The organism is Gemmatimonadota bacterium, assembly GCA_022560615.1.
Classification (GTDB): Bacteria; Gemmatimonadota; Gemmatimonadetes; order Longimicrobiales; family Gaopeijiaceae; genus UBA1138.
The window spans coordinates 60,807-86,125 of sequence record JADFSR010000011.1 but is presented as its reverse complement, the minus strand read 5'-3'; the positions used below and the strand labels follow the sequence as shown (position 1 = coordinate 86,125).

Sequence of the window (25,319 nt, the reverse complement as noted above, 5' to 3'; positions counted from 1 at the left end):
CCGAACTTCTGGGATAGGACACTAGTCGACCGAGTCGGTTCGAGAGTCGTCTTCGTCGCCGATATCCGGCTCGGCGGGCTCCTGCGGCTCTTCTGATCGCCCCTCGTCCACATCGGCCGTCGGGGCGTCGCTGTCCGTGGCTCCGTCGCCGAGCGGCAGCCGCTCACGCAGAATTATCGGAAGCTCCTCCGGGCGGGGCAGACCTTCGAGGGACTTGAAACCGAAGTGTTCGAGGAAGTGCGTCGTGGTGCCGTACAAGAGGGGCCGGCCGAGCCCCTCCCCTCGTCCGACTACGTCGATCAGGCGGCGATCTTGCAAAGTACGGATCACGCCGGAGGCCCCCACTCCGCGGACGTACTCGACCTCCAAGCGCCCGATCGGCTGGCGGTATGCGATGATCGCGAGCGTCTCGAGCGACGGACCCGAGAGCCGCGCCGGGCGTGGGACATTGTCGAAACGCTCCAGATACGGTGCGTATTCGGGGCGCGTCAGGATCTGATAACCCCCCGCGACCTCCACGAGCTGGAAGGCCCTTTGTGCGTCATCGTACTCCGCCTGCAGCGACTGGAGCGCCTCTTCGACTCGGTCTTCATCGAGCAGCTCGTCCGCGCGCGCAATCTCGTCGGGGCTAAGGGGAGCATCCGACGCAAAAAGGACCGCTTCCACGATTTGCGGTGCGTTCAAGCTTCCGCTCCTTCATCAGCTTGAGCTTCGGGGCGAGGCTCCTCGGGAGCCTCGACTTCGGCCAGAAGCCCCTCCTCGACTTGCTCGTTCCTGCGATAGATCCACAACTCGGAGAACGGCCGCGTCTGGCGCAGGAAGAGCACACCGCGGCGTGTCAGCTCGAGACTGGCCAGGAACGTCATCACCCCGTGCGTGCGATCCTTGAAGCCGGCCAGCAGGCGCGTGAACTCGACCCGGGACTCATGCTTGAGTGCGTCCAGGATCAGAACGACCTTGGCCTGCATCGACACCGTACGGATCGTGATTCGGTGCTCCCGCTGCCGGGGAACAGGCATCTCGACCAGAAGGGCAGCGGCGTACACCTCATCCCAGGTGGTCTCGAGTGGGACCTCGGCCTGAGGCATCTTCGGGCGCAGCGGGATGTATCCCTTACCGAATCGACGGCCCCGATCCGCCTCCGCGACTCGCAGACGCAACGAGATCTCGCGAATCTGCTCGTACTCGAGCAGCCGACGCACGAGCTCCGCTCGGGGGTCTCCTTCCTCCTCCTCCTCGACCGAGCGCGGCAGGAGCATCTGCGCTTTGATGTGCACGAGCGTCGCCGCCATCTCCAGGAATTCCCCGGCTCCATCCAGGTCGTGAGCGTCCAATCCCCGGATCGCCTCGAGGAATTGTTTGGTGATGGTCGAGATCGGGATCTCGAAGATGTCGATGTCCTGCGACCGGATGAGGTGCAACAGCAGGTCGAGCGGCCCCTTGAAGCGCTCGAACTCGACCAGGAAGAAGCCCTCGCGCTCGGTGGCCCTCTCGGCGACCGTCAGATCCATAGGCGAGCGAACTCGGTGGCGAGCCCAGCGAAGAACGTCACCGGCCAGAGGAGGTACCTGAACACACCCGGAAAGAAGAAGAGCAGCCCCATCATGATGAGCAGCCCGTGGCGTCCCGCCTCCCGGTAGCGCATCGCCAGCGGCCTCGGCAGCACATGGAAGAGAACGTGCGAGCCGTCCAGGGGAGGGATCGGAATCAGGTTGAAGAACGCGAGCACGAGGTTGATGAGCACGCCATAGTACGCGGCTTGAGCCGCCAGCGCCGTGGCACCGCCTAGGGAGCCGAGGCTGCTCTGGGCCTTGAATGCGATCGCCAAGCCGAACGTCGACAGAACCGCGAGACCCAGGTTCGACACGATCCCTGCCATCGAGACGCGGATGTCACCCCAAACCGGGCTCCGGTAGTTCGCGGGATTCACCGGCACCGGCTTCGCCCACCCGAACAAGAAGCCACTCCCGGTGAAGTGCAGCACGAGCGGAACGATCACGGACCCGATAGGGTCGAGGTGCGGCAACGGGTTCAGCGTGATCCGCCCGAGTCGGTCCGCGGTGTCGTCACCCTCCCGGCGAGCCTGCCAGGCGTGCGCGACCTCGTGCACTACGACCGAGAAAATGAGGACGGCGATGAGAAGGACGACTTCCATGGTGTGCTTAAGCTAACTCCTCGATACCCGTTGATCCCACAATGCGTCGGTTCTAGCTTTGTTGGCTCATAACCGAACGAAATGACCGCGCCACGAGGGACGCATGCCGAACATCAAGAGCGCCAAAAAGCGGATGGGGTTGAGCGCCGTGGCTCGGGCCAAGAACCGGTCCGAGCGCGCACGCATCCGCACGGCCATCAAGAGGGTCCGCGGGGCGCAGTCCGCCGAAGAGGGTCAGGCTCACCTCCGTGATGTCGTCGCGATGTTGGACCGCGCGGCCACGCAACGTCTCTACCACCCGAATCGGGCAGCCCGCGTGAAAGGTCAGCTCGCGCGCCACGTCAACTCGCTCACCTAGCAGCTTCCCAGACGGTCTTCCCTCCGACGATCGTGCGCGCGGGGGCTCCCCTCAGCTTCCAACCGGCGAACGGCGTGTTCCGACTCTTCGACAGGAACGCAGCCGCATCGACCGTCCACTGCGCGTCGAGATCGAGCACAGAAACATCGGCGACGCTGCCCTCCGCGAGCGTGCCACCCGGCAGCCCGAAGGCCCGCGCAGGCTGACAGCTCATGCGCTCGACCATCGTGGCGAGGTCGATCACGCCCTCGTTCACGACCCTCGTAAGCACGATGCCAACCGCGGTCTCCAGCCCCACGATCCCGTTCGGGGCGTCGTCGAACGCCGCCTCCTTTTCGTCATAATGGTGCGGCGCGTGGTCAGTTGCGATGGTGTCGAGCGTGCCGTCTGCCAGCCCCGCTCGCACTGCGTCTACGTCCGCTTGCGCGCGTAGCGGCGGGTTCATCTTCGCTTCGGTCCGGTAGCCGTCCACCGCCGCCTCGGTGAGCACGAGGTGGTGCGGCGAGGCCTCGGCCGTAACGTGCACACCCCTGGCCTTGGCCTGCCGGATCGACTCCACCCCGAGGCGCGTCGAGACGTGCTGCAGATGGATGTGACCCCCGGTCAGCTCGGCGAGCAAGATGTCACGGAGGATGTGGATGTCCTCCATGGCGTTCGGCTTCCCGGTAAGGCCGAGACGGGTTGACACGAGCCCCTCGTTCATCTGCCCGGAAACCGATAGGCTGGTGTCCTCCGGATGATCTGCCACGGGAATTCCGAACGTCTGCGCGTACTCGAGCGCGAGGCGCATCAGACCCGAGTTCATGACCGGACTCCCGTCGTCCGTGATCGCCACCGCTCCGGCGTCGACCATCTCACCTACCGGGGCGAGACGCTCCCCCGCGCGTCCCACGGAGATACAGCCGACGGGGTATACCCGCGCCGCGCGTGCCCTCCGTCCCTCGGCAGCAACGAACCCGACCGCGGCGGGATCGTCCATCGCGGGTTCGGTGTTGGGCATCGCACACACTGCGGTGAACCCTCCGGCCGCCGCTGAGCGAGCCCCGGTAGCAATCGTTTCCTTGTGTTCTCCGCCGGGCTCACGCAGGTGCACGTGCACGTCGATCAGTCCAGGGATCACCAAGAGGCCTCCGCAATCAATGACTTGCGCGTCCTCGGGGGCAGCGATGTCCTCGCCGAGCGTGGCGACGACGCCGTCGGCGAGCAGGACGTCCCGAACGCCGTCCAGATCCTGGCTTGGATCGAGAACTCGTCCCCCGCGGAGCAGAAGCTTGTGACTCACGCTTCTCCTCCCTGCTTCGCCGCTTCAGCGCTCTCGAGCTGGCCACCTGCGAGCAAGTACAGGACCGCCATGCGGATCGCGACGCCGTTCGTGACCTGATCCAGAATGACCGAGTGAGGTCCGTCCGCCACGTCGGAATCGATCTCCACGCCTCGGTTCATCGGGCCGGGGTGCAGGATGAGGACATCCCTCGGGGCGGCGGCGAGCCGCTTGGACGTCACACCCCAGATGCGGTTGTACTCCCGGAGGCTCGGCACGAAGCCGCCCTCCATTCGCTCGAGCTGTAGCCGCAGCACGTTCAACACGTCCGCCCACTCGGTCGCTTCCTCGATCCGTGTGAAGACCTTCACGCCCAACTCTTCGATCGCAGGTGGCAGGAGCGTCGGCGGGCCACAGACCGCCACTTCCGCACCCAGCTTGACGAGCCCGAAGATGTTCGAGCGGGCGACACGCGAGTGCAGGATGTCCCCGACGATGCAGACCTTCAGCCCCTCGATGCGTCCCAGATGGTCACGGATCGTCAGGAGGTCGAGCAGCGCCTGCGTGGGATGCTCGTGCCGGCCATCACCTGCATTGATGACGTTCGATGGAATTCGCTCTGCCAGGAAGCGCGCCGCGCCGGAGGATCCGTGCCGTATGACGACCATGTCGATGCGCATCGCCTCGAGGTTGCGTGCCGTGTCGACGAGCGTCTCGCCCTTCACCACCGAGGAGTCACTCGCCAAAATGTTCACGGTGTCCGCGCTGAGTCGCTTTTCAGCGAACTCGAACGAGACGCGCGTCCGGGTCGAAGCCTCGAAGAAGAGATTGACGATGGTTTTTCCCCGCAGGACGGGAACCTTCTTGATGCGACGCTCCGAGATTTCCTTGAACGGCTCTGCGGTGTCGAGAATCGTGAGAATCTGTTCACGAGAGAGGGGCTCGAGGCCGACGAGGTCTTTTCCTAGAGAAGAGACCGTCGAATTCACCGAGGCTCCGGGGTACCGTGCACGATCTCTACGCCGAGGCGCCCGTCCAGCTCCGGCACGAGCACGTCGACACGCTGATTCTCCATCACGGGAACCTTCCGACCCACAATATCCGGCTGGATGGGGAGCTCCCGTCCTCCTCGGTCGACCAGGACGCAGAGGTAGATCCGTCTCGGCCGACCCCAGTCGGTGAGTTCGTTGAGCGCCGCGCGGGCGGTGCGACCCGTGTAGAGAACGTCGTCGACGATTACTATGTTCTGGTCGTCGATACCGTTCGGGGGGAAGTCCGAACCTCCGATGACCGGTCTCGGGCCGATCGCCATCAGGTCGTCTCGGTACAGGGTGATATCGATCGAGCCGGACGCCACGACATCGCCGGAGGCGGCCTCGATCTCGTCGCGGAGAATATCGGCGATCTGCGTGCCTCGGCGGTGGATGCCCATGAGGATGAGGCCCTCGGTACCCCCGTTCCGCTCCACGATCTCACGGGCCATACGGGCGACGGCCCGGTGGACGTCGGCCTCGTCCATCACGTGGATGCGGTTGTCTTCGGCCATGTACGGCGGGGCTGGGGGCCTGCTGGGGGCCTACACGGGCCTACAGCGGCGTGGGCGGCGCTAAGTTCGGCCCTAGGCGGCCTACGGTCAACGACCCGGTCGGCCGTCGGCGCACGCCCTGTCACCGGCAGGTCGTATTGCTCATCATTGCGCCCCATAATTCCGACCCATATGGAGGCAGCAGGCCTCCGACTCAACCCGGATCTCCGTTCCATGCGCTTCTTCCGACTGGCCGCTCTCATTTCGCTCGCCTCGCTTCCCGGGAGTGTCGGGGCCCAAGAGCTTTCGGACCCGCCGTCGGTCATCCTAAAGGGTGTTCCCTTTCAGCTCACGGTGCTGGGCGGGACGGAGCCGTCGGCGTTCTACGAAATCCGGACCGCAACCGGGACTGTGCTCGCCGGGGGAACCGTAGAGGCTCACGGCTCCGCGACGGCGATCGACCTGTTGATCACGTCGAGTGACGCGCTGCCGCTCCAGATTCGGATCGGTGATAGCACCCAGGAGCTCGATGTCACGCTCACACCCCCCTGGTTTTCGCTGTTGCCGCCCATCATCGCGATCGCTCTCGCGCTGATCTTCAAAGAGGTGATCACCGCCCTGTTCGCGGGCGTGTGGCTCGGGGCACTCGCGGTGGCCGGATTTAATCCACTGACGGCGACGTGGCGCCTCATCGACCAGTTCGTGGTGCCGGCTCTCGGCAATACCGACGACGGTCATACGCAGGTCGTGGTCTTCTCGCTGCTGCTCGGGGGCATGGTCGGCATCATCGCACGCAACGGTGGCACGATGGGCATCGTCAAGGCGGTCACCCCGTTTGCGCACAACGCGCGGCGCGGCAAGCTCGCCACCGCGGCGGCGGGGCTCGCGATCTTCTTCGACGACTACGCGAATACGCTCATCGTCGGGAACACGATGCGGCCCATTACCGATCGCTTGAAGATCTCGCGGGAGAAGCTGGCCTACCTCGTCGACTCGACCGCGGCTCCAGTCGCGGCACTCGTCCCGATCTCGACTTGGGTCGGATACGAGATCAGCCTCATCGCCGACGGACTTCGGATCGCGGCGGAGCAGAACCCGGCGGGCGCGGATGCTCTGCTCGCAACAAGCCCGTTCTCGATCTTCATCCAGACGATCCCGTTCCTGTTCTATCCGCTGCTGACTATCGTCTTCGTGCTACTGACCTCTGCACTGAACAAGGACTTCGGACCGATGGCAGCGGCCGAGCGCCGGGCCGCCACCGAGGGACACCTCTACCGACCGGGTGCGACACTGGCAACCGACACATCCTCGCACTTGATGCAAGCAAAGGACGGCGTGCCGCACGTTTGGTGGAACGCAGGAATCCCGGTCATGACCGTCATCGTCGTCGTACTCGTGGGCCTGTACACGACCGGCAGCGCGAGCGCCGGTCCCGATGCCTCCTTGATGGACATATTCGGGGAGGCTGATCCATTCGCCACGCTCCTGTGGGGCTCCCTCGCGGGCTGCCTGATGGCGATCCTACTCTCCGTCGGCCAAAAAGCCCTGACGACTCAGGAGTGCATCGACGCGTGGCTCGGTGGCATGAAAGCGATGATGATCGCGATGATCATTCTCACGCTCGCCTGGTCGCTCGGTGCGGTCACTGAGGAGCTCGGAACCGCCCAGTACCTGTCGCAGCTACTCTCCGATCGGGTTGCGCTGGAGCTGATCCCGGTCATCGTCTTCGTGCTTTCCGGAGCGATGGCTTTCGCGACGGGGACGTCGTGGGGGACCATGGCGATCATGCTGCCCTTGGTGATCCCGCTCACGGTCGCGCTCGGAGGTGCTGCGACGTACCCGGGCGGCGAGCAGATGAACATCCTGCTCGGTGCGATCGCGTCGGTGCTCGCGGGAGCGATCTTCGGAGATCACTGCTCTCCGATCTCGGACACCACGGTACTCTCGTCCACGGCTTCCGCCTGCGACCACATGGATCACGTCCGTACCCAGTTACCCTACGCGCTGCTCGTGGCGGTCGTCGCCATGCTGATCGGCAGCATCGGGACCGCGTATGGACTGCCCTCGTGGGTCGCGCTCGGGGGTGGTGCCGCGGTGCTTTTCCTCTTCCTGCACTTCCGAGGGGAGGCCGTCTCGCCCTAAAGAGCCGAACTTCGCGCGACCGATACGCTCGAGCAGCGATGCGCCGCCGCTGGGGGAGCCCGCGGTCACCGCCCAATCGTACGAGAAGAGGATGACGCCTCCGGCACCTTCCGAGCGCGCGAGATCGATCTTCTCAAGCGTCCCTTTCTCCGTATCCAGATAAGCACCGATCCCCGCCCAGAGCCGTGCACGCGGTCCGGCCGCCTCGCGACCCGCACGGATGAAGCGCTGAAAGCGATCGTTGTCCACCGTGTACGCCATCGGGACGGCAACGTCGAGGATGCCCTCTTCGAGCCAGCTCGGCCAATCTTGAAATCGATTGTGGAAGGCGTCGTCTTGATTGGCGAACACCGCCGCCGAGATGACCATCCTGGGCCGCCTCGACTTGACCCCCCGGTAGATCCTCCGAACCAAGTCGGTGATGTGCATTCGCCGAAACTCGTCCCACTCGCCCGGTAGCGCGTCGACAAAGGCATATGGGTCGTCCCTCGCGGCAGCCTCCAGTGCGTGCCTTCGGGCCGCCGGCAACCGCACGCCCACCCACACCTGGAACCGCTCCAGCGCGCCAGCGGAGTAGTCGAAATCCCCGGACGGGAAGCGTATGTAGTCGAAATGGATCCCGTCGAGGTCGTACCGGTCCGTGAGGTCCATCCACACGTCGTACACATGGTCCTTCACTTCCGGATGCGAGGGGCTCGAGTACAGGCCCTCGACCGTGCCGGAATTGTCCCGGGCGTACTGGAGAAGGCGTTCCTCGTAGCTGGCTTCGCTCGGGTCTGCCGTGTACAACTCACGCCCGAGGGCCAGGGGGACCGCCAGCCACTCCGGATGGGCGTTCACGAGGTGTCGTGGACTGCGCGGCAGAGCGTCGGACCCCCACACGAGGTGCGTGTTCACCCAAGCGTGAACTGCGATACCGTGGGCATGCGCTTGCCTGATGGCGAGGCCGAGCGGATCAAAGTCGGGCCCATCGGTCACGGTCTCAGCCCTCGGTTCCAGCCGCGAGTCGTAGAACGCGTCCGCCCGGCCGCGAATCTGCACGAGGATGGTGTTGAATCCGGCTGCGGAGGCGCGCTCGACCATCTCTCGGACCTCACGCGCGCTGGTCATGGTCGAGCGCACGACCCAGAGTCCCCGCACCTCCTCGAAGCGTCTGACGGGCTGAACGAGGGGCAGAAGAACCGGGTCGTCCGAGCGGGGCCCTCGCGGCTCACCAGCGGGTGCGAGCGGTGTCGTTCCGACGACCGAGCAGCCGAACAGCCCGAGTACTCCCACGAGGGCGCCCTCCTTCAGCCGTGGGATGAAACTCACCCCCTGCGTGCTCGGAAGAAGCGCTTGAGTAGCTCGGACGACTCGTCCCGAAGAACACCACTCGTCACTTCACAACGGTGGTTCAGTCGTTCGTCCTGAAGCAGGTTTTCGAGGGAGCCCGCCATGCCGGCTTTGGGGTCGGGAGTCGCGAAGACCACGTGCGGAATGCGTGCCAGCACGATCGCGCCCGCACACATCGCGCACGGCTCGAGCGTGACGTAGAGCACCGTGTCCAGAAGGCGCCAGTCGCCCACGGCTGCCGAAGCCGCACGAATCGCCAACACCTCGGCGTGCGCGCACGGGTCCGCGTCGCCCACGGTCCGGTTGTGAGCCTCTGAGAGGGCCTCTCCGTCCCGAACGATCACCGCGCCAACCGGAATCTCTTCCGAGTCGACCGCAGCCTGCGCTAGCCGCAAGGCGCGACGCATCCAACGCGTGTGTGCGGGGTCGAGCGCGGGCGACGGCTGCTCAGCCATCGGTCCTCGTTCTAGTGCTGGGTCAGGTTGACCGAAGCTGCGTCGTCCATCCGCCTGTAAAAAGCGGTGACGCGACCGAGAAGATCGAGACGCTCGGCGTCCTCGACGAAACTGTCCTCACCCCCGGCCGTCAACGACTCCAAGCACACGCCCTTCCCGTTGCGCAAGAATCGGTGGTACAACGAGTCGGTACCCACACGCGCGACGACGATGGCGCCGTCGGCGACCTCGTCCACCGTCGCGGGCGACACCAGAACGAAATCACCCTCCGCGACGCCGAGGACAGCGAGATCGCCCGCTTTGGCCTTCACGATGAAGCACCCCCTCTCCCCGCCCATGCGGCGATCGATGGACAGGTGCATGTAGGCGTCCCAAACACCGTGAGCTTTCGGCACCTCGCTGTAGCAAGGAACGGAAACCGTCTCCGCGCTGAGATCCACGTGGAGAATCTTTACGCCGCGCGAGCGCGAGGGATCGCGCTCCAAGAAACCCTTGTTCGCAAGCGCCTGCAGGTGTTCCGAGACCGTCTTGGTGCTCTTGATGCCAAACCGCTCTCCGATCTCACGGATGGAGGGCTGGTACGTATTCGACCGCAGATACTGGACCATGAAGTCGAGGATCTTCCGCTCGATCTCGCTGAGCGGCTCGACCCGGCGACGAGTGGTCGGAGCTTCGCGCGGTGTGATGGTGCTGGAACGGACCAACTGGAACCCCGGAGTACGGTGAATCCGCCCAAATTCAGCGGCAAAGTCTATCCTAATGCTCGCGTCTCAACAGTGTCAAGAAAGTGTTTCACTCAGAGGTCACGAGTCCGTTCGATGCCCCGTTCGATCCGGTGGAGCGAGCGGTCCCTTCCAAGCAGCACGAGTACCTCGAAAATTCCGGGGCTCGACATGCGTCCCGTGAGCGCCACGCGCAGCGGGTGGATCAGCTTGCCGGCGCCGATACCGAGTCCTTCGGCCAAGCCACGCAGGCCCTCTTCCAGCTTCTGTTCCGTCCAGTCGGCATCCGCCCAGAGCGCGGCGAGGCTTTCGAGGCGATCGCGAGCTGCTGCGGGATCCTTCGCCCAATGCTTTGCTATCGCCTTGTCCTCGTATTCGAGGCGGTCCGTCGTGAACGGCACAGCCTGGTCCGCGAGATCATCGATGGTACGGGCGCGGGTCTTGATCAGATCGATGAGGCGGCTCATCCACGCGGCGTCCTCGAGCCGAGCCCGATCGACCCCCGAGACCGCCTCGAGACGCGCGCCAACCGTCCCGAGCAACTCGGAAGCCGGCTTCTCGGCGAGGTGTTTTCCGTTCAGCCACATGAGCTTGTCCAAGTCGAAGACCGCGCTCTTCTTTAGCACCCGCTCCATCGAGAACGCCGCCACCAGCTCGTCCAGCTCCATGACTTCGCGGTCGTCGCCAGGACTCCACCCGAGCAGTGCCAGGAAGTTGACCATCGCCTCCGGAAGCAGCCCCTGCGAGCCGTACTCGCCGACAGCCGTCGCCCCGTGGCGCTTCGACAGCCGCTTGCCGTCCGGCCCCAGGATGAGCGGGACGTGCGCGAATACCGGCTCGGGGAGCCCAAGCGCACGGTAGAGCAGCACCTGCTTGGGCGTGTTGGAGAGGTGGTCGTCACCGCGGATCACATGGGTGATCTGCATGTGCGCGTCGTCCGAGACGACGGCCAGATTGTATACGGGCGTGCCGTCCCCGCGCAGGATGACCAGGTCGTCGATGTCGTCGTTGCCGAAGCGCATGTCTCCGTGCACCAAGTCGGTGAAGCGAGTCTCGCCCTCAGGCACCCGAAAGCGGACCGCAAACGCTTCCCCGCTGGCGGCGCGCTCACCGGACTCATCCTCTCCCATGAAGTCCGCCTTCTCCCGGGCGACACGGCTGGCGTGCACACGCCGCTCTTCGGCCTCGGCTCGAATCGCGGCGGGATCGGCGAAGTCCCGGTATGCCTTGCCCTCTTCGAGGAGTCGCAGCGCGTCCGCCCGATGCCGCTCAACGCCCTCGCTCTGGAACAGCGGGCCGATGTCCCAGTCGATGCCGAGCCAAGCCAGACCGTCGAGAATCACCTGGGTGTGTTCATCACTGGATCGCTCGCGGTCCGTGTCCTCGACGCGCAGAACGAAGACCCCGCTCTCCTTACGGGCGAGCAGCCAATTGAAGAGCGCGGTTCGCGCTCCGCCTACGTGCAGGTACCCCGTCGGCGACGGAGCGAAGCGTACACGCAGAGTCACCCTTCTAGACTCGCAGTGAGCAGCCCCCGCACCGCCTTGGGGTCCGCCGCCCCGCGCGTGGCCTTCATGACCTCACCGACGAACAGGCCGATCAGCTTCTTCTTGCCCGCACGGTACTCGTCGACCTTTTCCGGCCACGCCGCGAGCACCTGGTCGATCGCCGACTGCAGCGCTTCATGGTCGTCGACCTGCTCGAGCCCCATCTCGGCGACTAGCTCTGCGGGATCGCCGCCCTGCTCGACCATTCTGGCGAGCACATCCTTGGCGGCTCGCCGCGAGACCCCGCCGCTCGCCACCAGCGCGGCCAACGAACCGAGAGCCTCACCGCCAAACGGTAGCTCCGCCAAGGCACGATCGCCTGTCAGCCCACGCAGGTCGGTTACCATCCAGGCGGCGACCTCGCCGGGCTCGTCATGCGCCCGGAGCGCCGCCTCGAAGAAGTCACCAGTCGCGTGAGACGCACTCAGCAGATCGGCATATTCGGTACTCAAGCCCAGCTCGGTCGAGTAGCGCTCGAAGCGCGCCGCGAGCGCGGGGTCGGCGGTCCGAGCCGCGGCACGTCGCTCGCTCAGCGCGGGGCGCTCACCCGGAGCAGGACCGGTCGACTCGTCGGAGGAGCTGGGCTTCGCCGTCAGGCTCGAAATGGACGGCTCCGGGACGGACGGCTGCTGCGTTGCCGAGACCTTCCTCCCCCAGCTGTCTTTGAGCGTAACAATCCGGTTGAAGACGAGCCTCCCATCCGTCCCGTCCACCGGGTCACGCCAGAAGTATCCCGTACGCTCGAACTGATACCGGGTATCGGTGGGATCGTCCGCCACGGAGGGCTCGACCTTGGCACCATCGATGACCTTGACCGACTCCGGATTGACCAGCGCGAGCAAGTCGACCGGCTCGTCCTCGTCCGCCTGTGGCGCCTCGTCTAGGAAGAGGCGGTCGTACAGGCGCACCTCTGCGTCCATCCCGTGCTCGGCCGAGACCCACTGGACGGTGCCCTTCACCTTTCGCCCATCCGGCGTGTCGCCACCCCGCGTCTCGGGGTCGTAGCTGCATCGTAGCTGCGCGATCGTCCCTTCGGCGTCCTTCACGACTTCCTCGCATCGGATGACGTACGCGTATCGGAGCCGTACCTCGCCGCCGGGCACGAGGCGCCGGAAGCCCTCGGGTGGATCTTCCTCGAAGTCCGAACGCTCGATGTACAGCTCCCGGGAGAAGGGCACGCCCCTCGACCCCTGCAAAGGCACGTCGTGGGGGTAATACGGTGCTTCAAGCACCTCTCCGGGGCCCTCGGCGTAGTTGGTGAGCACGATCTTGAGCGGATCCAGCACCGCCATCACCCGGGGCGCGGAGTGGTTCAGCACCTCGCGGATCGCGAAGTCCAGCTTGGCGACGTCGATCGTCGACTCGGTGCGCGCGATTCCGACCATGTTCACGAAGTTGCGGAGCGCCTCGGGCGGTACCCCGCGACGCCGAAGGCCGCGGATGGTGGAGAGCCTCGGGTCGTCCCACCCGGATACCAAGCCTGCCTCCACCAGCGGGAGAATCTTCCGCTTGGAGAGCACCGCGTTCTCGACCTCCAGCCGCGCGAACTCGTACTGGTGCGGGCGTGGCTCCTCGAAGCCGACCCCCTCCAGTACCCAGTCGTACACCACGCGGTTGTTGGTGAACTCGATCGAGCAGAGCGAGTGCGTGACGCCTTCGATGGCGTCCTCTATGCAGTGCGCGTAGTCGTAGAGCGGATAGATGCACCACTCGTCACCCTGCCGGTAGTGATGCGCGTGCCGGATCCGGTACAGCACCGGATCGCGCATGAGCATGTTCGCCGACGCCATGTCGATCTTGCCGCGCAGCACGTGGGCACCGTCTTCGAACTCGCAAGCGCGCATGCGGCGGAAGAGGTCCAGGTTCTCCTCGACGGAGCGGTTTCGGTAAGGGCTCTCGACACCGGGCTCCGTGACCGTGCCTCTGCTCTCGCGAATCTGCTCTCCGGACTGTGAATCGACGTACGCCAGTCCCTTCTCGATCAAGACCTCGGCGAAGTCGTACATCTGCTCGAAGTAGTCGGACGCGAAGTAGAGGTATTCACCCCAGTCGAAGCCGAGCCAGTGAATGTCGTCCTGCATGGACAGGACGTACTCCTCGTTCTCCTTCTCCGGATTGGTGTCGTCGAAGCGCAGGTGGCACCGCCCGCCGAAGTCCTCCGCGATGCCGAAGTTCACGGAGATTGCCTTCACGTGGCCGACATGCAGGTAGCCGTTCGGCTCCGGCGGGAAGCGCGTGACGACACGACCGTCATAGCGTCCGCTCTCCACGTCCGCCTTCACGATCTGGCGAATGAAGTCCGTCGCCGGGCTATCGCCCTTGTTGGTGCTCATCGTCGAAGTTAGCCCTAGAGCCCGGCAGGGCGAAAAAAAACCGGGGGCCCCCGAAGGCCCCCGGTTCAGTCTCGAATCAGAGCGTCTATCAGCTCAGAGCGTCTATCAGCGCCGTCCGCCTCTGGGCTTTGCGGTCCTGCCCCCACCCGACGACCCGCGGGACGATCCGGCGCTGCTTGCACCGGACGAGCCACGCGACGGTCCCGCGCTCGCGCCACCACCGTTGCTGCCACGCGCGCCCGCAGAACTCGATCCGCCGCTCCGTCGATAGCCTCGGCCGTTGACTACGCGACCGCGATCCGGGGAGGGGATGCGCTCCACGACAACCGGCGTGTAGTAGCCCCCACCGTAGCCGTAGCCATACCCGGAGCCAAACCCGGAGCCAAACCCATAGCCGAACGGGCTGCCATAGAAAGAGCTGAACCTTCCGGGGGCGTACCCGAAAGAGCCGTACCCGAAGGAGCCATAGTAGAACGGATCCCAGAAGAAGGAGCGAGCTCCGAAGAAACCACGCATGCCGTAGCCGTAGGCGTCCCCGACGCGAGCGCCACGAAGCTCACCGCGGCCACGAGTACGGGCATCCGCATTCGCGTCGATCGAGAAGGTCTCGGGGTACGTGACCGCGACCACCACATCGATGATGCTCTCTTCGACTCCGTCGTCGGCGAGCTCGATCAGGGCGTCCGCGTCGAGAGCGAAGCGCTCCCCACGGGCCGCGACCCAAGCTTCGACCGCCTTGGTGTCGATTCTCTGCGCAGCCTCACGCACGTTGGCCAAAGTGATGCGACGAGACGCCGACATCCTAGCCGAGCTCACCGCAAAGCCCAGACCTTGTGTCGCGTCGTCGACACCCGCTTCCGCCATGCGTTCCGGGCCGACGAGTTGGTACTCCTGGACCCAGGCAACCTGCTCTCCCCCAACATCCACCGAGCGTACGTCGAGCCACTGCGTGGGTGCGGTCAGGGACATGACACCAGAGGAAACTCGCGGGAGACCTTCACCACAGACGAACTCGGAATGCGTGAACACGCGTCGGCCATCGGCGGAGAACTCAGCCGTCTCCCAGCCCTCGCACCCTTCCACGCTCCTTGGCCGCTGCTCGCCGTTCGCGACCATGATGTCGCTCGTCGTGACCTCGCCGGCGACGACCGTGAACAGCTCGACGCCGTCTTCCGCCGGGCGAACGCACAGGAGCCCCGACTCGGCCGCCTCCCCGGTCGGTTCCCAGCAACCGAGGAAGGCCATCCAGCGGTAATCCACATCCTGGGCGGCAAGCGGGGCTGTGGTCAACGCGACCGCGAGGAACGCGGCCGAAAGAACGCCCATACCGTAGCGATGTGCCTTCATCATGCTTGTCCCTTCCGGTTAAAACCGGGCCGAAATCCCGACCGTGAACTGAAAGCCGGAGAGGTCCACATCCTCGAAGCCTTCGAAGAATCTTTCATTGATGCCCGCGTCCGCCCAGAGGTACCGACCCTCACCCGTGAGGTACAGGTTCTTGTTGATCGAGAAGTCGAGCCCGGCGAGCAAGTGGAACTGCTTTCCGCTCCCGTCCGAATCGAACCGATCGTCGAAGATATCGAGGCGCGCGTCGTCGGGTAGATTGGTATGGTCCAGCCACTCGCCATCTTCCGCTGTGAAATCGATCCACGCGCCCGTCTGGTCGAAGCGATAGAACGTCAGACCGACGCCGCCACCCACGAACGGACTCACCACGGCGGGCACCCAAGCGAAGCGACCGATCGAGCGCCCGCGGTCCGTAAGGTAGTACTTGGCGCTGAGCGTGACCGGGGTGGTGGTGAACTCCGTGGTCTGTTCGATCGCCAGGCTGTCGAGGTCGAGACAGCACCTGAACTCGGACGGCGTGATCGACCTGGTATGCCCGACGCCGAGCGCAATGTCCACGCGACTCGACACTCGGACCGAGAGCTCTCCACCGTAGTAGGCAGAAGCGAAGTCGCTGTTCTCGATAGTTAGGAATTCCACCGCATGAGCGAAGAGATCGCTTCCCGCGTTCGGCATGGCGTATCCCATGCGGAGTCCCACCGACACGACGGGCTCCTTGAACAGAAAGCCCGGACCTCCCTGCGCCACCGCATCTTCAGGCGGAACCACCGCAAAGAGTGCCGCCACCAAAAGAGCCTGGATCGTCCGTACTCGTTGCGTCGGAGTCATGCTGGATCTCTCCTGTCCCACCACAGTGTCCGTCCTATCGGTACACTTAGCAACCCTCGTGCCACCATTGAATGGCGAAAAAACCACTGCAAAGCAACGGTTGCTCCGCACCACCCATCTCCTCTCTCCAGTGGCCGAGACATCCCGTGTCCCCCGGGATGGACAATGCCGTCAAGCGCGTCGAGCCTTCCCGCGCTCCAAGACGTGGTACGCAGCGGGGGTAATGGTCAGTACAAACAGAGTCGACGACAGAAGGCCACCGATCAGCACAAGCGCAAGCGCGTCCCAAATGTTCGAGCCCGCCGCGTCGCCGAAGAGCACGAGCGGAAGCAACCCCAGCACCGTCGTCGCGGTGGTCATGAGAATCGGTCGGACCCGCTCCAGGGTCCCCTTCACGATCGCGTCTGGTAGCGGAAGCTCCGGACTCTTCCTGCGCACTTGGTTCACGTGGTCCACGAGCAGGATCGCGTTGTTCACCACGATTCCGAACATCATGATCACCCCGACGTACGCCTCCCGCGTGAAGGAGGCCTCGGAGTAGAAGAAGATCAGGTACACGCCAATGAGCGCCATCGGTACCGTGAGGATGACGCACAATGGCTGCAGCAGCGACTCGAAGAGCGCCGCGGTGACCATATATACGAGCAGAAGCGCGAGTGCGATGACCAGCCAGATCTGCGTGCGCTCTTCCCCGCGGATCGAGAATCCCGTGTTGCCCTTCTTCACCGTGTAGCCAGGAGGCACTTCCGTCGACTCGATGATGCCCTCGTGCCAGATATCACCGAGCTTCTGGGGCCCTCGGAACTCATAGGCGACCGTGCGCTCGTACTGCTGGTTCTCCCGACGGATACGCGCGAGCACATCCCGCGCCTCAATGCTCACCACGTCCCCCAGGCGGATGCGCTGGCCGCCGGGCGTGTCGATCAAGATCTCCTGGAGCGCGAGCACGTCCATGTCGACATTGCCCGCGAGCTTCACCTGATATTGGACTTCTTCCCCGCCCAGCTTGACCGTCCCGAGCTGCGCGCTACCGCCCACAGCCTGGTTTATGCTTACCACGAGCTGCTCGACCGTAAGATCATGCTGTGCAAGGCGGTTACGGTCCACGCGTACGACGAACTCTGCCGCCTTGTCACGATTGAACCGGTTCGAGCTGGAGTTCGTGTCAACCTCCTGAACGCGACTGATTCGTTCCAGTCTCCGGCCCAGTGATTCGGCGATGTCCCTGACCTTCTCGTAGTTGTAGCCCAGCACCTGGATCCCGTAGTTGGGCGCGCTGCCGCCGCCCCCGTAGAAGGACGGACCGAACCCGTATACGCGGACGCTCGCTCCGGTGAAGGTGTGGCTGTACGCCACCATCTGCTCCTTGATGGCAACCGGGATCTGCGTGTTCTCGATGGAGTCCGGGAAGGTGATCTCCACGCGTCCGCGCTGGGCGCGCACGTCCGCGGTGTAGCGTTCGACCTCCGGCATCTGCGCCACGCGGTCCTCGAAGTAACGCACGAGTTGGTCGGTGCGCTCGAGGTTCGAGCCCCTCGGAAGCGTGATGTTCACCTGGATGTAGGTGCGGGAGCCGAAGCCTCCACCCCACATCGCCCATGTGTTCACGTACGTGTCGAACAGGTAGTAGGAGCCCCCGAAGCATATCGCCGCCACCGACATCGCAAACCACGGCCAGCGCACGGTGAACGAAACCACATCCGAGTAGAATCGGACATAGAGGGGCTGGCGCGCTTGGGGCTCGCGCCTGGGAGCCCCCCGGCCGGCCTGGAGAAAGCGAGCGGCCAGCGCGGGAATGAACGAGAACGCCACGAAGATCGAAGCCACTAGGGTCAGCGCGACCACGATCGCAAGTGGCACGTAATAGACACGTAGCTCGCCCTGCAGATAGACGAAGGGTACGAAGACGATGAGCGTCGTGGCCGTCGACGCCAGGATGGGCAGCACGACCTCACGAGCGCCGCCCTCCGCAGCGGAGAATGCCTCCTCCCCGCGCTGCCACCTTCGGTACACGTTCTCCAACACGACGATGGAGTTGTCCACGATGAGGCCGAAGCCCATCGCCAGCCCCATCAGCGTGAGCAGGTTCAGCGTCAAGCCACCGAAGTAGATCAGGTTGAGGGTGATCAAGACGCTGAACGCGATCGTCGCGAAGATGAGCGCAGCCGAGCGGAAAGAACGCAGGAAGCCGAGCAGCACGACGAAGATCACGATCGCGCTGAAGCCCGCCCGTTTGCGGAGATCGGTGAGCTGTCGCTCGATATCCTCGCTCTCGTCGTATACGAGGTCGAATTCGGTGCCGTAGGGGCTCAGGCGCTCCAGCTCGGCGAGCCGGGCCTTCACCGCGTCGGCGACGCGCACCGTGTTGACCCCGACGCCCTTCACGACTGTGAAGCCCACAGACGGCCGACCGTCGATCCGCGAGTAGGACTGAGCCTCCTCGTAGGTATCGTGCACGGACGCGATGTCTGAGACGCGGACCGCTGTGCCGCCGACCGCGGTGATCACCGCGTTGCGTACGTCCTCGGCGTTCGCCGGCCGGTTCACGATGGTGATCGTGCGCTGGTCGTCTCCCTCCCGGATCGCGCCGGCCTCCTGAACCAGATCGAGGTCGCGGATACTCTGCCCGACCTCTCGCGGATCCAGACCCAGCGCCGCCAACGCCACCTCGTCGAGGTCGATCTCGAGCCGCCGGTCACGGCCGCCGAACACCCGGACCAGCGCCACGCCACCGACCTGGCCGAGCTCGTCCTGCACCACGTCTTCCAGGTGCTGGCGAAGAGCCTCCGGGGTGTAGGGTCCCGTGAACGTGTAATAGAGGAACGGCTGGCTCTGCTGTTGGAACTCTTCGGGCACGTACTGGCTCACCGTAACCCGATCGACCCCAGGAGGGAGCGCTTCTTCCAGCGTGGCGATGCGTTCGGAGAGATCGAGCCGCGCGAAATCCATATCGGTGTCACGGTCGAACTCGATCCGGATCTCGGCCGTGCCGATGCCCTGCTGCTCGAACGACTCTGAGACGATCTTCTCGACACCCTGGACCTGCTGGATCGTCGCCTCGAGCGGCGCCGTGAGAAACGCCTCGAGCGTCTCGGGCGACGCTCCGCGCCATGTCCCCGTGACCGTAAGCTGTGGAAGCTGCGTGTCCGGGAGCATTTCGATGGGAATGTTGCGCCAGGCAGCAACGCCGAGTAGCGAGACGGCCGTATACGTCATGGCAACGGCCACAGGTCTTCTCAGGCTCATCCGTATCATCGGCCGAGCCCGGCCGTCACGCGGATGCGCGTGATCTCGACACTCTGGTACACGACCGGCACGACGATCAGCGTGAGAGCCGTGGCCACCACCAATCCACCGATCACCACGATCGCCATGGGCGCCCTCAGGTCCGAGCCGCGCCCGAGTCCCAGCGCCATCGGCGTCAGGCCGAGCACGGTAGTCACGGTCGTCATGATGATCGGACGCAACCGCACTCGTCCGGCTTCGAGGATCGCGGCTCGCAGATCCAGGCCGCGCGACTTGGCCAGGTTGATGAAGTCGACCTTCACGATCGCGTCGTTCACCACGATTCCCACGAGAATGACCGCCCCGATGAGGCTCATCGTATTGAGCCCCTGACCCGTGAGGATCAACGCGAGCACAGCACCGACAAGCGCGAGCGGGACGGACATCAGAATCGTGAGCGGATGCGCGAACGACTCGAACTGCGCTGCGAGAATCATGTAGACCAGGATCAGCGCCAGTCCGAAGGCGAACGCCAGGTCACGGAAGGAACGGCGCATCTCCTCGTTCTCACCGCCGACTTCCCAACGCAGCTCTCGCGTACGTGGGAGCGTCTCGAGCGCGGCTTCGATCTCCCCGATGGCCTGGTCGAGCCCGCCCGCGACCACGTCCGCATACACGGGGATGACGCGCGCTTGTTCTTCTCTGCGGATCTCAGCCGGGCCCACCGCCTCGCGCACGTGCACGAGCTCCCGAATCGGGACCCCCTGGACGCGCAGCCCGTCCAGCGTAGCCCGGGAGTACCGTAGCTCGTCCGGATAGCGGACGACGACGTCGATCTTGCGGTCGAAGTCGACGAACTCCGTGGCGATGTCACCCCGCATGGCGCGATCCACGGTTCCCGCCACCAGCTGCGGATCGATGCCATAACTGGCGCACGCCGCACGATCGATTTCGATCTGGACTTCCAGCTTCCCGAGCTCGGTCCCGATGCGGACGTTGCCCAGACCCATCAACCCGCTCAGGCGTCCCTGGATCTGTTCGGCCAGCGCATACGCCGCGTCGAGGTTCTCGCCGCGCACCCGCACGGCCACATCCGCCTCGGATCCACCCAGCATGGTGCCGAGTGCCGTGGCCTGCCCCGTCTCGACCGAAAGCGCCCCGGGTGGGAAGTTCGACGCCAGCGCCCGCATTCGTTCGGCAACCGGAGCGCTCGCCACACCCTCCCGTACACGGATCTGGAACGTGGCCGTGTGCAACCCCGAAGCCTCTTCCCCTTTCGCATACGCACGCACGTCGCGACCCACGTTGGTGAATACCACGTCGATGTCCGGGTCCGCGAGCGCCGCCGCCTCCACGAGAATCGCGGCTTCGAGCGTAGCATCGAGTGCGGTGCCTGCCTCCAGCTCCAACCGGATGCGGAAGGCCCCCTGATCGACCGTGGGCAGAAGGTCCCTCTGCAGCGTGAACCCCATCGTCACAGTGATCGCCAGCGCAGCTCCCGAGCTGAGGAGCACACGTCCGGGGTGATCGAGGGCCCATTCCAGGACGCGGTGGTAGCGAACTGCAAAGTGATCGAAGAGCCGGTCGAACGCGCGCAGCAGCGGGCCGAACACGTGCCCCAGGAACGCCGCGATGCCCATCCCCCAAAAGCGTAGGAGGGCGAGCGCGAGACGCCAACTGCCACGAACGAAGCGAAACGGAGCCAGCGCGGTGCGCTCGAAGATCCAGAGCGTGGTCCTCAAGAAGCCTGGGGGCCGGCCGCCCGCCGGTGGCGCTGTCGGGCCCGGCTCCTTCCCGCCACCCGCGAACCGCGCGGCCAGAGACGGAAGCAGCGTGAGCGCGACCAGCAACGAGGCGAGCAGTGAGAACGTGACCGCGAGGGAAAGGTCCTTGAACAGCTCCCCGGCCACGCCCTCGACGTAGACGATGGGACCGAAAACCGAGATCGTCGTGAGCGTGGACGCCGTGATCGCCGTCTGCACCTCTTCGGCACCTGCTGCAGCCGCCGTCACAGCATCCTCTCCCAGCTCTTCCCGATGCCGGAAGATGTTCTCGAGCACGACGATCGAGTTGTCGACCAGCATGCCGACGCCGAGCGCGAGCCCCCCGAGGCTCATGATATTCAAGCTCACGCCGGCCGCATCCATGAGCGCGAACGTACCCACCACCGATATCGGGATCGCCAGCGCGATCGCGACCGGATACCTCGGATCTCTCAAGAACAGGAAGAGAACCAGGAACGCGAGGATACCTCCAATGATGAGCGCCTGCACGACGTTGAAGATCGAGTCCGCGATGAAGCTTGCTTGATTGTCCGCAACGTCGATGCGCATGCCCGGATACTCGGCCTGCAACTGCTCGATAACTTCCTCTACTCTCCGGGCCACCCTCACCGTGTTCGCCCCGGACTCCTTGAAGACGAGCAGGCCGACCGCTTCTTCGCCGGCGTACCGGGCGATGGTCTCGCGCTCTGCGAAGCCGTCGACAACGCGCGCGACGTCACTCAGGCGAACGACCCTGTATCCCTGGCTCCCGCCCCCGCCGGTCACACCAGTCCCTGTGGCTGCTCCGCCTCCCTGACCCCCGATCGGCTGACGTGCGACGACCACGTCCGCGATCTCCTCGACCGTCTGGAACTCGCCCAGAGTGCGCAGCGGGTACCGGTACCTGCCCTGTAGGATCGTGCCGCCCGGCGCGCTCACGTTGGCGGCGTCGAGCGCCTGAGAGATTTCGAGGATCGTCACTCCGTACGAGTCCAGCAGGTTGGGGTCGACCTCGACCTGAATCTCGCGGTCGAGCCCACCGGTGACGGCAGCCTCCGCGACCCCATCGAGTTGTTCGAGTCGACGTCGGAACACGGTCTCGGCGAGCTCCTTCGTCTGCCAGAGATCGATGCCGCCGGAGACCGACAAGGTCATGATCGGGTCGGACTCGGGATCGACACGAAGAATCGCCGGCCGCGAGGCGCTCTCCGGCAAGGACTCGCGCACGTTGTCCATGCGCTCGCGCACGTTGAGCATCGCGAAGTCCATGTCCGTGCCCCACGCGAAGCGTAGGGTCACCAGGCTCACACCCTCCCGCGACACAGACGTCACCCGCTCCACACCGGGCGCGGCAGCCGCCTGTCCCTCGATGCGCTCCGTGACGAGCCGTTCGACCTCAGCGGGCGCGACGTCGGGGTACGACGTGTAGATGACGAGACGCGGGTAGCTCACGTCCGGCAGCAGATCGATCGGCAGCCTGACGTACGAGATGCCACCCAGCAAGATGATCGCCAGGAAAAGCATCCAAACCGCTACTGGCCTTCGGGTCGAGGCACCGGGTATGGACACCGCTCAGCGCCCTCCCGAGCCGGACGCAATGGGCGGCGTGCCGCCGCGGACACGGGCTCCCACTGCCTCCTCGAGGGTCAGAACTGCGTCCACGAAGCTGTGCCGGGCGGTGATCACCTGGCGGCGGGTCGTCGCCTCCGAGTCGAAGCTCGATCGCAGGTCCTCGAAGGTACGGGTCCCGATGCGGTACTCCTCACGAGCGAGGCGCAGCGCCTCCTGGGCGATCTCGAGAGACCGCTCTGCGAGGCGAAGTACCTCGTACTGATTCGAGATCTCCAGCACGGCACTGCGCACCGTCTCTTCGATGCGCAGCCTGGCCTCCCGTTCGGCTTCGCGGCCGTTGTCGAGCTGAACCGCGGCCCGTTCCATCGCCTGACGATTCTGGAAGAAGTTGTTGAACATCGGGATGGAGAACTGCACGCGAAACTGGGCCTCCAGCGGCTCGCTGATTCCGACGTCGAATACCGACAAACCCCGCGGCTGGGAACGCCGCCACACGTCGACGCTCATCGACACCGCGGGCCACCAGGAGTTCTGGGCCTCCTGCACTCCGAGGCTAGCGGACTCTATCGAGAGTCTCGATTGCCGGAGCTCGGGGTTCACGACCAGCGCCGAGGCGACCAACTGCTCGACTTCGAGGCCGGACGGATCGAAGATCGGCAGATCCTCATCAGCCAGGGACAGTGATACCCGCTCCTCACTTCCGAGCTGGGTTCGCAAAGCGAGCACTGCTTGCTCGTACGTCGCCCGCTGCTGCTGAAGTTCGAGCAACTGTTGCTCGACCGCGAGTTCGGCGTTGAGCACGTCCACGCGGGTGCGCAGAGCCAGGCTGAACAGCCGTTCGGCAACGGTCATGTCGATCTGCCGCGCCTCTACCAACTCCTCCTCCGCGCGCATGAGGTCGCGTTGCTCGAGCGCGTCCATGTACAGCCGCTGGATCTGGACCTGGAGCCCCGTGAGCGCCCTGACCACACTGAGCTCCCGATCCTCGTTCGTGATGGACTGCCGGCGATGCGCTTGCAATAGCGACCGACCGCGGACATTCCAGTTGAAGGACATCGCCTGCTGGGTGTTTGAGGAGTACTGCCAGTCCGCGGAATCGTTCACGATCGTGTTGCCGAAGTTGTCGTAGCCGACGCGCTGAATGTTGCCGCGGAACCCTGTATCGAAGAGCTGCAGGTTCACCCGCGGCAGCAGCTGATCGAACCATGTCGTCCGCATCTCGATATCGTTCAGCAGCGCGCTGTTGCTCGCCTGCCGGTAGGTCGGGTTGTTCCCCTCGGCGATGTCGAGCGCTGTCGAAAGCGTGAGCCGCAGCGTGTCCGCCGACTGAGCCGCCAACCCGGGGCCGACAAGCCCGGTCGCGATGAGCGCGGCGACGAGCGTCCTGGACCTCATCGGCTCGGCCTTCCCCCGGCGGCTTCCACGTTGTCGACGAGCCGGACCGCCGTGTCGTGCGCCAGATAGTGGTGCCCGTCGATGAGCACGATCTCGCCCGGCTCCACCATGCCGTTCTCCGGGCCTTCCCGGAGGATCTCTACGTGGGTGTCGTTCTCCCGACCCGTGTTGACGTACCGCCACGCCGCTACGCCCACGTTCCCATTCTGTTCGTAAACGAACAGCATGGTGCGCCGCGTTCCTTCCCCGCGCTCCAGGATCGCCGCACGGGGAACCATGACGCGGTCGGGCAGTGCCTCGGCATCCAGGGACACCTCCGCGTACATGCCCGGCTTGATGCGGTGGTCGTGGTTGGGGAGCAGGACAGTGACGCGACCCGTGCGGCTGTCGGGATCGACGACCGGATTGATCGTCTCGATGGAGCCGATGAACGTCTCACCCGGATAGGCCGCGAACTGGACCTCCGCTCGACGGCCCTCTGAGAGGAAGCCGAGCTCGGCTTCGAGGACCTGCACTTCGACCTTGATCGGGTCGAGATCGACGACCGTCATCAACTCAGTGCCGGCGCTCACGTACTGCCCTTCCACCACACGGATGTCGGCGATCCTCGCTGCAAAGGGAGCGGTGACCCGAGAGCGCTCGAGCTGCAACTGCGCCTGCCGGAGAGCGACGTGGCTCTGGTCGAGCCCGCTGCGCGTGCGCGCGATTCGCTCACGCTCGGCCCGAACCGCCGGATCCTCGATCTCGTCATCGAACAGGGTCAACTGCCGGTAGTCCGTCTCCGCAGCGAGCAGATCGGCCTGCGCCTGTGCGACCCCCAGGGCGTACTCGGTGCTGTCGATTTGCAGCAAGGGAGTGCCCTCCGTCACGCGCTGGTTCTCCCGTACCGGGAGCTCCTGCACGACGCCCCCGACCTGAGCGGTGAGCGTCGTCCTGCGAAAAGCCTCCGCCTGTCCGGCCGCGCCGACGCGGATCCAAAGCGTGTCCCTGACCACCTCCGCACCGCCTACGGCTTGAGGCATATCGGCCGAGAACTGGCTGCCACCACTGGTCTCCGGGAGGTCGGCTTCACCCCCTTCCGCGACGTTCCCGGCCTCCGCCTCTCGGGCGAAGCCGCCAAGACGCCACCAGACGCCGACGATGAGGACACCGAAGACAAGCAGCACTGTGACCAAGCTCAGTGTGCGTCTGGAAAAGCTCATGTTACGTCCTCGAGGTGCGGGTTTCTCAGGTGTAGTGGTGGCCTCATCCGACCGTCCGTCCGAAGCGGTCGTCCATAGGACGCGGAACCTTCCCGGGATCGTTGCACCGACAGTTGTAGATGATCATTGCGGAGAGCCGAAAGAAGCCGGATCGGCC

Annotated in this window: 18 protein-coding genes; 2 read left to right on the top strand and 16 right to left on the bottom strand. The window is 65.0% G+C overall.

What is annotated here, in order from left to right:
* Positions 1 to 21 precede the first annotated feature (21 nt).
* From scpB to IIB36_08680, 3 genes are read right to left on the bottom strand one after another with little or no spacing between them, the layout of a single operon-like run.
* On the bottom strand, positions 22 to 684 hold the full coding sequence (gene scpB / locus IIB36_08690; protein MCH7531819.1) for an SMC-Scp complex subunit ScpB: 663 nt from the start codon (positions 682 to 684) through the stop codon (positions 22 to 24).
* On the bottom strand, positions 681 to 1,511 hold the full coding sequence (locus IIB36_08685) for a segregation/condensation protein A (protein ID MCH7531818.1): 831 nt from the start codon (positions 1,509 to 1,511) through the stop codon (positions 681 to 683). The genes scpB and IIB36_08685 overlap by 4 nt, the downstream gene beginning before the upstream one ends.
* The gene (locus tag IIB36_08680) at positions 1,502 to 2,155 is read right to left on the bottom strand and encodes a site-2 protease family protein (GenBank protein MCH7531817.1); all 654 of its coding nucleotides are present in this window, start codon (positions 2,153 to 2,155) and stop codon (positions 1,502 to 1,504) included. Before IIB36_08680 ends, IIB36_08685 begins: the two co-directional genes overlap by 10 nt.
* A gap of 103 nt (positions 2,156 to 2,258) precedes the next feature.
* On the opposite strand from IIB36_08680, the gene rpsT reads away from it, so the two are divergent.
* The gene (rpsT, locus tag IIB36_08675; protein ID MCH7531816.1) at positions 2,259 to 2,513 is read left to right on the top strand and encodes a 30S ribosomal protein S20; all 255 of its coding nucleotides are present in this window, start codon (positions 2,259 to 2,261) and stop codon (positions 2,511 to 2,513) included.
* On the opposite strand, the gene IIB36_08670 is transcribed toward rpsT, so the two are convergent.
* The 3 genes from IIB36_08670 to pyrR are packed head-to-tail and all read right to left on the bottom strand — an operon-like array spanning position 2,506 to position 5,320.
* The gene (locus IIB36_08670) at positions 2,506 to 3,795 is read right to left on the bottom strand and encodes a dihydroorotase (protein ID MCH7531815.1); all 1,290 of its coding nucleotides are present in this window, start codon (positions 3,793 to 3,795) and stop codon (positions 2,506 to 2,508) included. The genes rpsT and IIB36_08670 overlap by 8 nt on opposite strands.
* Positions 3,792 to 4,763 (bottom strand): aspartate carbamoyltransferase catalytic subunit, encoded by a 972-nt coding sequence (locus IIB36_08665; protein ID MCH7531814.1) that lies wholly within the window; start codon positions 4,761 to 4,763, stop codon positions 3,792 to 3,794. Before IIB36_08665 ends, IIB36_08670 begins: the two co-directional genes overlap by 4 nt.
* Positions 4,760 to 5,320 (bottom strand): bifunctional pyr operon transcriptional regulator/uracil phosphoribosyltransferase PyrR, encoded by a 561-nt coding sequence (pyrR, locus tag IIB36_08660; protein ID MCH7531813.1) that lies wholly within the window; start codon positions 5,318 to 5,320, stop codon positions 4,760 to 4,762. The genes IIB36_08665 and pyrR overlap by 4 nt, the downstream gene beginning before the upstream one ends.
* Positions 5,321 to 5,533: 213 nt before the next feature.
* On the opposite strand from pyrR, the gene IIB36_08655 reads away from it, so the two are divergent.
* Positions 5,534 to 7,441, top strand: coding sequence for a Na+/H+ antiporter NhaC family protein (locus tag IIB36_08655; GenBank protein MCH7531812.1), 1,908 nt, complete (start codon positions 5,534 to 5,536; stop codon positions 7,439 to 7,441).
* Between the two features lie 1,307 nt (positions 7,442 to 8,748).
* Here the strand turns inward: IIB36_08655 and tadA are convergent.
* The 10 genes from tadA to IIB36_08605 all read right to left on the bottom strand — a co-directional run bounded on the left by tadA (position 8,749) and on the right by IIB36_08605 (position 25,162).
* Positions 8,749 to 9,228: a tRNA adenosine(34) deaminase TadA gene (gene tadA / locus IIB36_08650; protein MCH7531811.1), complete on the bottom strand. Its 480-nt coding sequence runs from the start codon at positions 9,226 to 9,228 to the stop codon at positions 8,749 to 8,751.
* An 11-nt stretch (positions 9,229 to 9,239) separates the two neighbouring features.
* Positions 9,240 to 9,932, bottom strand: a complete 693-nt coding sequence (gene lexA, locus IIB36_08645; protein ID MCH7531810.1) for a repressor LexA — start codon at positions 9,930 to 9,932, stop codon at positions 9,240 to 9,242.
* 92 nt (positions 9,933 to 10,024) lie between these two features.
* A complete protein-coding gene (locus tag IIB36_08640) occupies positions 10,025 to 11,458 on the bottom strand; it encodes a glutamate--tRNA ligase (GenBank protein MCH7531809.1) in 1,434 nt (477 codons plus the stop codon).
* Positions 11,455 to 13,830, bottom strand: a complete 2,376-nt coding sequence (locus IIB36_08635; protein ID MCH7531808.1) for a glutamine--tRNA ligase/YqeY domain fusion protein — start codon at positions 13,828 to 13,830, stop codon at positions 11,455 to 11,457. The genes IIB36_08640 and IIB36_08635 overlap by 4 nt, the downstream gene beginning before the upstream one ends.
* 105 nt (positions 13,831 to 13,935) lie before the next feature.
* Entirely contained in the window at positions 13,936 to 15,180 is a 1,245-nt protein-coding gene (locus IIB36_08630) for a hypothetical protein (GenBank protein MCH7531807.1), read from the bottom strand.
* 15 nt (positions 15,181 to 15,195) lie between these two features.
* Positions 15,196 to 16,005, bottom strand: a complete 810-nt coding sequence (locus IIB36_08625) for an outer membrane beta-barrel protein (protein ID MCH7531806.1) — start codon at positions 16,003 to 16,005, stop codon at positions 15,196 to 15,198.
* A gap of 171 nt (positions 16,006 to 16,176) precedes the next feature.
* Positions 16,177 to 19,251 (bottom strand): efflux RND transporter permease subunit, encoded by a 3,075-nt coding sequence (locus tag IIB36_08620; GenBank protein MCH7531805.1) that lies wholly within the window; start codon positions 19,249 to 19,251, stop codon positions 16,177 to 16,179.
* Positions 19,252 to 19,256: 5 nt separating this feature from the next.
* Positions 19,257 to 22,517, bottom strand: a complete 3,261-nt coding sequence (locus tag IIB36_08615) for an efflux RND transporter permease subunit (protein MCH7531804.1) — start codon at positions 22,515 to 22,517, stop codon at positions 19,257 to 19,259.
* A 48-nt stretch (positions 22,518 to 22,565) separates the two neighbouring features.
* Positions 22,566 to 23,960, bottom strand: coding sequence for a TolC family protein (locus tag IIB36_08610; GenBank protein ID MCH7531803.1), 1,395 nt, complete (start codon positions 23,958 to 23,960; stop codon positions 22,566 to 22,568).
* Positions 23,957 to 25,162 carry an efflux RND transporter periplasmic adaptor subunit gene (locus IIB36_08605; protein ID MCH7531802.1) on the bottom strand — a complete coding sequence of 402 codons (1,206 nt, stop codon included), beginning with the start codon at positions 25,160 to 25,162 and terminating at the stop codon, positions 23,957 to 23,959. Before IIB36_08605 ends, IIB36_08610 begins: the two co-directional genes overlap by 4 nt.
* Positions 25,163 to 25,319: the final 157 nt, after the last annotated feature.

What these genes read in the sequence shown, in the direction of transcription:
- rpsT (MCH7531816.1), top strand. Translation starts at nt 2,259, where the DNA reads ATGCCGAACATCAAGAGCGCCAAAAAGCGGATGGGGTTGAGCGCCGTG.
- IIB36_08630 (MCH7531807.1), bottom strand. Translation starts at nt 15,180, where the DNA reads ATGATGAAGGCACATCGCTACGGTATGGGCGTTCTTTCGGCCGCGTTC.
- IIB36_08615 (MCH7531804.1), bottom strand. Translation starts at nt 22,517, where the DNA reads ATGCTTTTCCTGGCGATCATCTTGCTGGGTGGCATCTCGTACGTCAGG.
- IIB36_08685 (MCH7531818.1), bottom strand. Translation starts at nt 1,511, where the DNA reads ATGGATCTGACGGTCGCCGAGAGGGCCACCGAGCGCGAGGGCTTCTTC.
- IIB36_08620 (MCH7531805.1), bottom strand. Translation starts at nt 19,251, where the DNA reads ATGAGCCTGAGAAGACCTGTGGCCGTTGCCATGACGTATACGGCCGTC.
- IIB36_08680 (MCH7531817.1), bottom strand. Translation starts at nt 2,155, where the DNA reads ATGGAAGTCGTCCTTCTCATCGCCGTCCTCATTTTCTCGGTCGTAGTG.
- IIB36_08635 (MCH7531808.1), bottom strand. Translation starts at nt 13,830, where the DNA reads ATGAGCACCAACAAGGGCGATAGCCCGGCGACGGACTTCATTCGCCAG.
- IIB36_08625 (MCH7531806.1), bottom strand. Translation starts at nt 16,005, where the DNA reads ATGACTCCGACGCAACGAGTACGGACGATCCAGGCTCTTTTGGTGGCG.
- IIB36_08610 (MCH7531803.1), bottom strand. Translation starts at nt 23,960, where the DNA reads ATGAGGTCCAGGACGCTCGTCGCCGCGCTCATCGCGACCGGGCTTGTC.
- IIB36_08605 (MCH7531802.1), bottom strand. Translation starts at nt 25,162, where the DNA reads ATGAGCTTTTCCAGACGCACACTGAGCTTGGTCACAGTGCTGCTTGTC.
- pyrR (MCH7531813.1), bottom strand. Translation starts at nt 5,320, where the DNA reads ATGGCCGAAGACAACCGCATCCACGTGATGGACGAGGCCGACGTCCAC.
- IIB36_08655 (MCH7531812.1), top strand. Translation starts at nt 5,534, where the DNA reads ATGCGCTTCTTCCGACTGGCCGCTCTCATTTCGCTCGCCTCGCTTCCC.
- tadA (MCH7531811.1), bottom strand. Translation starts at nt 9,228, where the DNA reads ATGGCTGAGCAGCCGTCGCCCGCGCTCGACCCCGCACACACGCGTTGG.